The following is an 11,060-nucleotide window of genomic DNA, read 5'->3' on the forward strand; positions in this document are numbered from 1 at the left end:
GCGTGCAGGAAGCGAACCCGCTTCAAACGACGCTGAGCGCCTCGATGCCTTTCGCCAGCGCCGCCGGATCGCCCGAAATGCGCAGCGTCTTCAGCCGGGCCGTGCCACCGGCGATGACCGAGACGGCCGATCGCGGCACTCCCAGCGCCTTGGCGACCAGCCGTTCGAGCGCTTGATTGGCGGCGCCGTTTTCCGGTAGGGCGCGGACGCGAGCCTTCAGATGGCTGCGCCCGTCCGCCGAGATCTCGATGCCTTCGAGCCGGTCCATCGCCGTTTTCGGCGTCAGCCGAACGAACATTTCGACGCCGTCGTCGCGCAGGCGAAACGGCGCAGTCATCGAACGACCAGCTCAGACGACCAGCGGCGCCACCGTGGTGAGCAGGAACTGCCGGAGGAAGAACAGGATCAGAAGCAGGATGATCGGCGAAATGTCGATGCCGCCGAGATCGGGCAAGAAGCGGCGGATCGGCCGCAGCGCCGGCTCGGTCAGCCGGAAGAGCATGTTGCTGACGCTATCGACGAACTGGTTGCGCGAGTTGACGACGTTGAAGGCGTAGAGCCAAGAGAAAATCGCCGAAGCGATGATAATCCACCAATAAATGTCAAGCGCCAGGACAATGGTCTGAATGAGGGCTATCATGCCGGTCTCCAATTGTTGCCGACATGTAGCCATTGCAGGCGAAAGCGGCAAGAGCCAGCTTCCGCGGCACGCCAGGCTGGTGGCTGGTCGTCCGGCTTTTTGGGCAAAACGCCGTCTTGACAGGAAACCGCCGCGCCCGATAAATGCGCCCATCCGCTGGACGGGGCTGTAGCTCAGCTGGGAGAGCGCGTCGTTCGCAATGACGAGGTCAGGAGTTCGATCCTCCTCAGCTCCACCAGCGGGATATCATAACCGATTGAACTAGCAATTGCTTTTCGCGGCAGATTTTGGCGTCGCCACTTCCATCCCCATTTCAGCTGTTCGTGCCCGGCTAAATTGGCCTCTCCTAGGTCGGGAAAAGAATGCCTACCGAAGGCAGTTGCCGAACGGTATTCTCTCCAGCTGTTCTGCCGCTGTTTTCAGCGCGAAAGGCATCATCAAGGCCCGCTGAATTCCCAGTGTTCCTCCACTGTTCTCAGCGGTGATGGCGCCGAGGCTTCAGCTGCATGTCCAACTGTTCCGCAACTGTTTCAGTTGGCTGTCGCGCAGGCAAATCCCCACTGTTCGGCCACTGTTCTCAGTGGGTAAGCCGTTATTTTCCCTTTCTTCAAGGGTCTGGCCCGTTGCAAGCCGGCCTCTGCGCCAGGGCACGTGCGGATCGGCGCGTCTCGTCATCACAATGAAGGGCGACATTCGCAGGCGTGTACGGGATCATCCTGTCCGGAGGGGGAAAATAGGGAACACCGCGGATGGCACGCGGATGGCAGCAGTCGGTCTTCACAGATGCCCCGGTGATTCTATCTTGGGTTGTGCTGGAAGGGGCGAAAGGCAGCTACGGCGCAGAGAACCTTTACCGCGAAGGTGTCTGCCAGCCGGACTGTGGCAAGTGCCCTGTCCCGCCAGCTAGCCGTTGATCTTGAGGAGTCTTTCATCATGAAGATCTCGTCCAGATTTCGTGCAGTCGCGGTTGGCGTCATCGTCGCCGCGGGAGTCGGCATTGCCAGCGCCGCGCAACTCAAGGAGGGTGTGCAAACGCCGCCCGGCGAGCATGAAGTGGCTTTACGCCGCGAACTTGCCGCAGCACGAGCGGAGCTAGAAATTATGCAGCGCGCGGTACGTGACGCAAGCGCCCAGGCACACGCATTGGCAACCACGGTGGCTAAGCAGGCAGCACAAACCCTGAAAGAGCAGCAGCAAATAGACGAAGCGCTGGAGACGGCGCAGCGCGTTATCGAAGACTTTAGGGCCGAAGCCATTCTCTGGGACCGCGAGCAGGCAGCCGGAGCGCACCCCTCCATGGAAGCCTCTCAGCTTGCTGTGAAGCGAGCGCTTGATGAGGAGAGGCGCAAGGTTGAACTGTTGCAACAAGAACTCACCACGGCTCGCCAAACTATCGACGCTCTTAAGACAGACGCAAACCTCGCCGCGGTCGAGAAGACCAACGCCATAAAGGACCGGTCGGTGGCCGAGACCGCTCTAAAGCAAGCTGGAGAAGCACTCGGACTGGAACGCGAACGAGCAGATTCAGCCGTACGCGACCTCGATATCGTCCGCCACGAACGCGATGCTTCAAAGCAGGTCTCGGCAGAGTTGAGTGCGGCGCTGGAACAAGAGCGTGAAAGGGCCGCCGGAGCGCACCCCTCTGTGGCAGCCTCTCAGCTTGCTGCGAAGCGAGCGCTTGATGAGGAGAGGCGCAAGGTGGAACTTCTGCAACAAGAACTCACCACGGCTCGCCAAACTATCGACGCTCTTAAGACAGGCGCAAACGTGGCCGCGGTCGACAAGACCAACGCCATAAAAGACCGATCGGTGGCCGAGACCGCTCTAAAGCAAGCTGGAGAAGCACTCGAACTGGAACGCGAACGAGCAGATTCAGCTGTACGCGACCTCGATATTGTCCGCCAGGAACGCGACGCTTCAAGGCAGGTCTCGGCAGAGTTGAGTGCGGCGCTGGAACAAGAGCGTGAAAGGGCTATCGATCTTGCCCGCAGCCTCAGTGCCGCGCGTAAGGCAATTGACCTCGTGAAGGATAAACGTCGCACTGCGGCTGTGGAGCGCGCGCCGAAAGCCCGTAACCCCGCGAGTGGACTTGGGAATACATTATCGCGTTCGGACGGCCAAACAGGCGGTAAACCGCGCTTGCAGGAAAAACGGAAAGTGAAGGTCCAAAAGTCGCCGCAACCTGTTCTGCGGGCAACCATCGCTCTTCCCGCCGCATTGCTCCCAACGCGACCACCGAAAAAGCTCAACCTGCGCCAGTAGAAAGACCAGGGAGCGTACGCCGCAGAGGAGTATGATGATGAAAAAGTACATCGAGGCCGCGTTGACGATCGGGATCGCAATCGGGCCTGCCTCGGCTCAAGACACAGGCATCGGCGGTAAGGTCGGCGGTCTCGGAGTCGGTGCTGGAGTGAGCGCCGGTTCGCAAGGCGCATCTGTGGGGGCGGGCGCGAGCGTCGGCGGTGTAGGGGTCGGTGCTGGAGTGAGCGCCGGTTCGCAAGGCGCATCTGTGGGGGCGGGCGCGAGCGTCGGCGGTGTAGGGGTCGGTGCTGGCGTGAGCGCCGGTTCGCAAGGGGCATCTGTGGGGGCGGGCACGAGCGTCGGCGGTGCGAGTGGAGCAAACGTTGGAGCTTCGGTCGGCGCAGGTAAGGGCACTCCCGGTAGTCCGGCCGCAGTCACCACAACCACTGCCCCTGCCAAGACCGCCAAGCAATCGATCGTCCTGCCACCCGTTCTCATGCCTTCTAAACCTGGTGAGGGTGACTCCACCAAGGGGTATCCCTTTCGATCTGTTGGATCGCTGAAAGCGAAACCCGGTACGCCAGCTGCGGTCGTGCAAGCCTGCCGCGCGGCGATCATGTCCGCCGCGACGCCGCTTGGCGCCGTCCGTGTCCACGCGGCAAGCGCAGGTGCCTTGCGTCAACGTCGAGGCGCCCTCACGGCGCCGATCGAGGTGCGAATAGACTACGCGAGACAAGGCGGCATCGAAGTTCGGCGGGCGCGAGTCGGCTGTCTCCTCGATGCGGCAGGCAGGGTCACCGCAGTGATATAGCACCAAGCCTGTCAGGCACTTTTCGGGATCCGAGGACAATGCGCCGGCAACCAGCGCAATCTGGTCGTCGAGGCGCATGGCCAGCCGGTGCACGGCGCCGATAAAGGCGTTGCGGCTGCCACGCACCATGCCGACCCCGCAAGCATTCACGCATGGATCCGTCAGCAATTGCGTAAGACCATGATTTGAAAACTCCCTCCTGGAGATTGACTATCGGGAATTGGCGTTCCCTATTCTGGAAGAAATGAAAACTTTGGGAGGAGGAGTGGAGCTTCGGCTGGAAAGCAAGGTGGTGCTGGTCACCGGCGCGACGCAAGGCATCGGCCGGGCGATCGCCGAGACGCTTGCGCACTCAGGCGCCGGCGGCCTGCTGGTCACCGGCCGCGAGCCCGTGCGTGGCAACGACGTGGCGACGGCGCTCTCCCAGGCAGGCACGCCAACCACATTCGTTGCCGCCGATCTGGCTGATACCACGGCGCCGGCGCGGCTGGTGGAGGAATGCGTCGGCCGCTTCGGGCGCATCGACGCGCTGGTCAACGCCGCCGGCCTGACCAACCGCGCCTCGTTTCTCGATGCCGACCTCGACGACTGGGCGGCGCTGTTCGCCGTCAATGCGCGGGCGCCCTTCTTCCTGATGCAGGCGGCCATCACGCAGATGCGCAAGCAAGGTCAAGGCGGCGCCATCGTCAACATCCTGTCGATCAACGCGCATTGCGGCTCGCCGGAACTCGCCGTCTATTCGGCCACCAAGGGTGCGCTCGCTACGCTGACCCGCAACGCCGCCAATGCGCATCGTTTCGACCGCATCCGCGTCAACGGCATCAATGTCGGCTGGACCGACACCCCGGCCGAGCGCAGCATGCAGGCCGAGACGCTCGGGCACGGCCCGGGCTGGATCGACGCCGCCAATGCGTCGCAGCCTTTCGGGCGCCTGCTGGCGGCCGACGAGGTGGCGAACCTCGCGGTCTTCCTGCTCTCCGACGCCTCCGGGCCGATGACCGGCGCCCTGATCGACCAGGAGCAATGGGTCGTAGGGGCGAACCGGTGAAGGCTGCTGTCGCAGCTCTCGAAGCAATCGGCCCGGCACTGCTTAGCCGGCTTCCTTCCCCGGGTCCAAAAACCGTCTTACGACCGGACGGCGCTGGCCCGCAGGAAATAGCCTGGCGGACTGGATCGCCATCAACGATTTCCGCACGGCCCACAGCCGGTCTCGACGGCCTGCTCTGCGACGATCCGATGGCATTCGTCAGACAGCTTTGCGCATTGCCGACCAGTCGCACGGTTGAAGCGGACCGCACAATCGGCATAGTAGGTCGCCACGACCAGGGGAGAGCAATATGAAGCTCGGACTGCTCACCGCACCGTTTGCCGATACCCCCCTCGCCGATGTCGCCGACTGGGCAAGTTCTGCCGGCTTCGAGGCGCTGGAGATCGCCTGCTGGCCGAAATCCTCCGGCGCCGCCCGGCGCTATGCCGGCACCAGCCATATCGACGCCGCCTCGACCTCGGCCTCGAAGGCGAAGGAAATCGCGGCCGCAATGACGGAAAACAAGCTGTCGATCTCGGGCCTCGGCTTCTACCCCAATCCGCTGCATCCCGATGCCACCCACCGCAAGACCGTCATCGACCATCTGAAGAAGGTGATCGTGCTGGCGAGCCATATGGGCGTTCCGCTGGTCAGCACCTTCTGCGGCGGCGACGCTGCAAAAACCATCGACGCCAACTGGCAAGAGGCACTGACAGTCTGGCCCGATATCATCGCCCATGCGCGCGACAACGGCGTCAAGCTGGCATTTGAGAACTGCCCGATGATCTTCAGCTATGACGAGTGGCCGGGCGGGCACAACATCGCCTATTCGCCTTATATCTGGCGCCGCATCCTCGAGGCGTGGGACGGCGACGTCGGCATGAACTTCGACCCGTCGCATCTGGTCTGGCAGATGATCGACCAGGCCCGCTTCATCAAAGAATTCGGTCCGCACATGCTGCATGTTCATGCCAAGGACCTGATGATCGATCATGATGGACTTTACGAACGCGGTATTCTCTCGGCCGGCATGGGCTGGCAAGTGCCGCGCATGCCGGGGCTTGGCGATGTCGACTGGAATGTGATCTTCTCCGGCCTTTACCGGGCCGGCTACGACGGGCCCATCATCATCGAGCACGAGGACCGGCGGTTTGAGGGGAGCGATGAAAGCCTCAAGCGCGGCTTTCTGCTGGCCCGCGACGTGCTGCGCCCCTTCGTGAAATGAGCCCCTTTTCGAACTGAAACGAGATCAATGTGGAGGAAGACTGGAATGAAAAAATATCTGGCAATGGTCCCGCTGCTTGCCGGCGCGGCGTTTCTGGCTTCGGTGGGCGTCTCGTCCGCTGAAGCCAAATACACGATCGGCGTTTCCAACACGGTGCAAGGCAGCTCGAGGACATCCGCAACCTGATCAGCGCCAAGGTCAACGCCATCGTCGTCAACCCGGCCGATCCGGCCGGCATCAAGTCAGCCCTCGAAGAAGCCACCAACGCCGGTATCGTCGTCGTCGCCGTCGACCAGGCGGTCACCGAGCCCTCGGCCTATATCATCTCCAACAACCAGGAGCAGTACGCCTATCTCGGCGCCAAATGGCTGTTCCAGCAGATCGGCGGCAAGGGCGACGTCGTCTATATGCGCGGTGCCGCCGGCGCCTCGGCCGACAGCGATCGCGACAAGGGTTTTAAGAAGGCGCTTGCCGAATTCCCCGATGTGAAGGTCGTGCATGAGGTCTTCACCGGCTGGCAGCAGGATCAGGGCAAGCAGCAGATCCTCGATTTCATCGCCACCGGATCGCCCTTCAACGGCATCTGGACCTCGGGCATCGACAATGTGATCGTCGACGCGCTGGTCGAGTCGCAGACGCCGCTGGTGCCGGTGGTCGGCGCCGACAATGCCGGCTTCGTCGGCCAGCTGAACTCGGTCGAAGGCCTTGTCGGCGCGGCGGTGACCAATCCCGGTTCGATCGGCGGTGCCGGCGTGACGCTGGCTCTGCAGATCCTGAACGGCAAGAAGCCGGCGGAGCAGACCGTGCTGGTCGAGCCGCAGCTTTGGGAGAACGCCACCGAAGAGGGCAAGGCCAAGCTGAAGAGCGTAGCCGATCCGTCGCTGAGCCCGGAATGGCCGGTCTCGATCTCCATTCCGGAGTGGACCACCTACACCAAGGACCAGATCATCGCCTGCAAGGGCCCGGGCGAGTAAATATGGGCTTTCGCTGCAGACCATGACCGTTTCCAACTTGTGCGGAGACGGTCAATTGCCGAGGTTGACGCCGCCCCTCTCGCCCTGCCGGGCACTTCTCCCCGTATAGTGACGGGGAGAAGGGGCCGGCCGCAGCTCCGGCGCTCTTCCTGCGACGGTGATGATTGGCGAAACCGGCGATGACAGCGCCCTCTCCCCGTCTCTATACGCGGAGAGGATGCCGGCAGGCAGGTGAAGGGCGGCGCCAGCGCGAAATGATTTGAGCCGGCATAAATCGAGAGCAAAGCGATTTGACTACAAACCCCCTCCTGGACGCCACCGGCGTCGTGAAGACCTACGGCGCAGTGGTGGCGCTGCGCAACGCGTCGCTGTCGGTCCTGCCGGGTGAGGTTCACGCCCTGATGGGCGCCAATGGCGCCGGCAAATCGACGCTCGTCAAGATCCTGACCGGCGCCACCCGCGCCGATGCCGGGCATATCCTGATCCGCGGCGAAGCCCGCGACGTGCGCTCGCCCGCCGATGCGCGCCGCGCCGGCCTGCTTCCCGTCTATCAGGAACCGTCGCTCATCCCCGATCTCGACGTCGCCTCCAACCTTCGCCTGACCGACACGCCGGTCGAGCCGTTCCGCGCCTGGGTGCGCGAACTCGGCATTCCCGACCTCGACATCCGCGAGACTGCGCGCGACATCCCGCTTGCCGTGCTGCGCGTGCTCGATCTGGCGCGGGCTTTGGCGGTCGAGCCCGACGTTTTGCTGCTCGACGAGATGACCGCGGCACTGCCGGCAAACCTGGCCGAAAAGGTGCTCGAAGTCGTGCGCAGCCAGGGCGACAGCGGCCGTTCGGTGATCTTCATTTCCCACCGCTTTGTCGAGATATCGGCGCTTTGCGACCGCGCCACCGTGCTTCGCGACGGCGAGACCGTCGGCGTCGTCGACATCGAGCCGGGCGTCGAGGAGCGCATCGTCGAGATGATGCTCGGCGCCAGGATCGAGAAAACACGCGTGGCGGCGCGCCAGGCGAGCCAGGCCGCTTCGCCTGGGGATAGCCGCCCGCGCCTCGGCGTGGCGAACCTTCGTGTCGGCACCAAGCTCAACGACGTCTCGTTTGATCTGGCCAACGGCGAGGTCGCGGGCATCGTCGCGCTCGAGGGCCAAGGCCAGGACGAGCTCTTCGCCGCGTTGGCCGGCTCCATCCGCCCGTCCGGCGGCACCATCGAGGTGGACGGGAAGCCGGTGAAATTCGCGCATCCGGCCGATGCGATCCGCGCCGGCATCGCCTATGTGCCCGGCGACCGCACCGAGGCTTTGACCATGCAGCGTTCGGTGCGCGAAAACATCGCGCTCCCCTTCAGCGCCGCCTTGCGCAACTGGGGGCCGATCAACATGGCGCAGGAACGCTCCAGGGTCGTCAGTGCGATCGAGCGGCTGCAGATCGACACACGCGCCCAGCGCGAGGTGCAGCGCCTGTCCGGCGGCAACCAGCAGAAGGTGACGATCGCCCGCTGGATCGCCGCCGAAGCACAGACCATCCTCTGCTTCGACCCGACGCGCGGCATCGATGTCGGCACCAAGCAGGAGATCTATAAGCTGCTGCGCGAACTCGCCGACCAGGGCAAGTCGGTGCTGTTCTATACATCCGAGCTCGAGGAGGTGCAGCGTGTCTGCGATCGCGTCATCGTCATTTTTGGGGGGCGCGTCGTCGACGTCTTCCCCGTCGAACTCGCCGACGAGCCGGCACTGATGCGCGCCGCCTACGGCTTGCCGCGCGGCGCCAAGGAGGACGTCGGCATCCTTGCCGATATCCACTCGAGCCCGGTGGCGAAACCTTGACCCGCCTCGTCCGTCGCCAGGGCTGGGTCGCCGGCCTGCTTGTCCTCTTCGTGGTCCTGTTCGTGATCACCAGGCTCATCCAACCGGGCTATGGCAGCGGCGATTTCGGCTCGTTGGTGCGCGCGGTGCTGCCTTACGCCTTTGCCGTGGCCGCCCAGACGATTGTCGTCATCGCCGGCGGCATCGATCTTTCCGTCGGCGCCATGATGGCGCTGACCAGCGTCACCGCCGCCTCGATGATGGACGGCGCCAGCGAGGAATATGCGCTTTTCGTCGTGCCGTTCGTGCTGACCATGGGACTGGTGCTGGGCGCCGTCAACGGCATGCTGATCGTCGTCACCCGCGTGCCCGACATCGTCGTCACGCTGGCCACCCTCTTCGTCCTGCAGGGCGCGGCGCTGCTGGTCCTCGGTGCGCCCGGCGGCGCGGTGGCCGAATGGCTGAGGGCGACCATCGTCGGGACAGTCCCGATCCCGGGGCTGCCCGGGATTTCTGCCTGGATACCGAAGGCGCTGGTGCTGCTGGTCGTCTGCCTCTGCATCATCTGGATACCGCTCAAGCGCTCAAAACTCGGTCTTTCGATCTACGCCATCGGCAGCAGCGAGCTCGCGGCATTTCGCAGCGGCGTGCCTGTCGCGCGCACCAGGATCATCGCCTATGCGCTGTCGGGGCTTTTCGCTGCCATGGGCGGGCTGGCGCTGACCATGAGCACAGGCATCGGCGCCCCCATTCCCGGCCCTTATCTTCTTGCCAGCGTGGCGGCGGTCGTGCTCGGCGGCGTCGCACTTGGCGGCGGCAAGGGCGGATTGCTCGGCCCGATCGTCGCGGTCTTCGTGCTGCGGCTGGTACGCACCGACCTGACGCTGCTGGCCATCGATCCCAACGTCACAGCGATCATCGAGGGCGCGATCATGGTCGCCGTCGTCATGTTCGGCGCCTTCATCACAATGCGGAGCCGCCCATCATGAGCAATGCCGCCACGGTCTCTCAACCCGTACCCTTCGGCCGCCGCCTCAAGCGGTTCATGGCCGACCGGCCGCTGATCCCGCTGATCATCCTGCTGGTCATGCTGGTGGTGATCCTGCAGATCCTGCGCCCCGGCATCGTCAATGAGCGGTGGCTCGCCAACACCGTGAAGTTCGCCATCCCGCTGGCGATTCTTGCCGGCTGCCAGACCATGACCATGCTGACCGGCGGCATCGACCTGTCGGTCGGTACGGTGGCGACGATGAGCGCCTTCATCATGGCGACGCAGGTCGTCAATCATGACCCGGCGGTGGCGATCCTCATCGCATTGGTGCCGGCGGTGCTGATCGGCCTGGTCAACGGCATCGGTGTCGGCGTCTTTCGCGTGCACCCACTGATTATGACGCTCGGCACCAGCCTGATCGGCACCGGCTGCCTGCAGGTCTATCAGCGCACCGTCATCGCTTCGGGCGCCAAGATCCCGCCCTTCCTGGCCTGGCTCGGCACCGGCCTCACCTATGGCGTGCCCAATGCGCTGCTGCTGTTCGTGCCCATCGCCGTCCTCATCGTCTTCACCTTGCGCCGCACCGGCTTTGGCCGCCTGCTTTACGCTGTCGGCGACAATGAAGGAGCAGCACGCCTGTCCGGCGTCCGCTACTGGCAAGTCATCACAGCGCTCTACGTCATCTCGAGCGTGCTCGCCGGCATTACCGGGCTGCTCTATATCGGCCTGATCAAGGCGCCGTCGCTGTCGCTGGCCGAACCGCTGGTGCTGCCTTCGGTGGCCGCCGCCGTGATCGGCGGCACCTCGATCTTCGGCGGCCGCGGCGGCTACACCGGCACCATCATCGGGGCGCTGATCCTCACCGTTCTGACGACACTGCTGACCATCCTGCAAATGCCCGAAGGCGCGCGGCGGATTCTGTTTGGGCTGATCGTGCTGTTTGTGACGGCGGCTTATTTGCGGATTATCGAGGATCGGTAGGGGGCGTTGAGACGTACGGCTGCTCTTGCACCGATGGCGACTTATGTCTGTCAGACTGCGAATGGCAGCTTTGCGCCCAATCTCAGCCGTTCGTCGACGCTCAGCTCGATCCCGAGTCCCGCCGTTCGCTCAGTCGTTATGATGGGCTCGAGTCAATACCGTGCAATCCAATGGGTTGGCGGCTATCCGCCGGCATGATCCCGTCGGAAGAGCGAATTCGAACCAACGGCCGCTCGATGAACAGTCGAGATCTCTACCGGTGGGCTCGCGGGGAGCTGCTGACACCAAACTCAACCTAATTCGGATCGGGCTATAAGGCATTTGCCGAATATGGCGGCGCCGTCGCATCTTTCTGCTTGCCG

At 63.7% G+C, this 11,060-nt stretch carries 10 protein-coding genes, 1 tRNA gene and 1 pseudogene; 9 read left to right on the forward strand and 3 right to left on the reverse strand.

Features of this window, described 5'->3' with window-relative positions; all coding sequences use genetic code 11:
• Positions 1-22 precede the first annotated feature (22 nt).
• Positions 23-337 carry a DUF167 family protein gene (locus ACWTU7_RS21715; RefSeq protein ID WP_455840078.1) on the reverse strand — a complete coding sequence of 105 codons (315 nt, stop codon included), beginning with the start codon at positions 335-337 and terminating at the stop codon, positions 23-25.
• Between the two features lie 12 nt (positions 338-349).
• Positions 350-640 carry a YggT family protein gene (locus ACWTU7_RS21720; RefSeq protein ID WP_023800489.1) on the reverse strand — a complete coding sequence of 97 codons (291 nt, stop codon included), beginning with the start codon at positions 638-640 and terminating at the stop codon, positions 350-352.
• Positions 641-802: 162 nt separating this feature from the next.
• On the opposite strand from ACWTU7_RS21720, the gene ACWTU7_RS21725 reads away from it, so the two are divergent.
• Together ACWTU7_RS21725 and ACWTU7_RS21730 are read left to right on the forward strand one after the other, a co-directional pair.
• Positions 803-878 (forward strand) — tRNA-Ala (locus ACWTU7_RS21725).
• Between the two features lie 695 nt (positions 879-1,573).
• Positions 1,574-2,902 (forward strand): hypothetical protein, encoded by a 1,329-nt coding sequence (locus ACWTU7_RS21730; RefSeq protein WP_455840077.1) that lies wholly within the window; start codon positions 1,574-1,576, stop codon positions 2,900-2,902.
• Positions 2,903-3,713: 811 nt separating this feature from the next.
• Here the strand turns inward: ACWTU7_RS21730 and ACWTU7_RS21735 are convergent.
• Positions 3,714-3,846, reverse strand: a pseudogene (locus tag ACWTU7_RS21735) (gfo/Idh/MocA family oxidoreductase); the annotation flags it as partial.
• 111 nt (positions 3,847-3,957) lie between these two features.
• Here ACWTU7_RS21735 and ACWTU7_RS21740 point away from each other — a divergent pair.
• The 7 genes from ACWTU7_RS21740 to ACWTU7_RS21770 all read left to right on the forward strand — a co-directional run bounded on the left by ACWTU7_RS21740 (position 3,958) and on the right by ACWTU7_RS21770 (position 10,698).
• Complete coding sequence (locus tag ACWTU7_RS21740) at positions 3,958-4,740, forward strand: SDR family oxidoreductase (protein WP_455840076.1); 783 nt, start codon at positions 3,958-3,960, stop codon at positions 4,738-4,740.
• Positions 4,741-5,029: 289 nt separating this feature from the next.
• Positions 5,030-5,944, forward strand: a complete 915-nt coding sequence (locus ACWTU7_RS21745) for a sugar phosphate isomerase/epimerase family protein (RefSeq protein WP_455840075.1) — start codon at positions 5,030-5,032, stop codon at positions 5,942-5,944.
• Between the two features lie 45 nt (positions 5,945-5,989).
• Positions 5,990-6,130 carry a hypothetical protein gene (locus ACWTU7_RS21750; RefSeq protein WP_455840074.1) on the forward strand — a complete coding sequence of 47 codons (141 nt, stop codon included), beginning with the start codon at positions 5,990-5,992 and terminating at the stop codon, positions 6,128-6,130.
• A gap of 20 nt (positions 6,131-6,150) precedes the next feature.
• Complete coding sequence (locus ACWTU7_RS21755) at positions 6,151-6,918, forward strand: substrate-binding domain-containing protein (RefSeq protein WP_455846541.1); 768 nt, start codon at positions 6,151-6,153, stop codon at positions 6,916-6,918.
• 290 nt (positions 6,919-7,208) lie between these two features.
• On the forward strand, positions 7,209-8,747 hold the full coding sequence (locus ACWTU7_RS21760) for a sugar ABC transporter ATP-binding protein (protein WP_455840073.1): 1,539 nt from the start codon (positions 7,209-7,211) through the stop codon (positions 8,745-8,747).
• Positions 8,744-9,715 carry an ABC transporter permease gene (locus tag ACWTU7_RS21765; protein WP_029349144.1) on the forward strand — a complete coding sequence of 324 codons (972 nt, stop codon included), beginning with the start codon at positions 8,744-8,746 and terminating at the stop codon, positions 9,713-9,715. The genes ACWTU7_RS21760 and ACWTU7_RS21765 overlap by 4 nt, the downstream gene beginning before the upstream one ends.
• Entirely contained in the window at positions 9,712-10,698 is a 987-nt protein-coding gene (locus tag ACWTU7_RS21770) for an ABC transporter permease (RefSeq protein ID WP_065006571.1), read from the forward strand. Before ACWTU7_RS21765 ends, ACWTU7_RS21770 begins: the two co-directional genes overlap by 4 nt.
• Positions 10,699-11,060 lie beyond the last annotated feature (362 nt).

The sequence above is a fragment of the Mesorhizobium sp. BHscii genome, assembly GCF_053848065.1.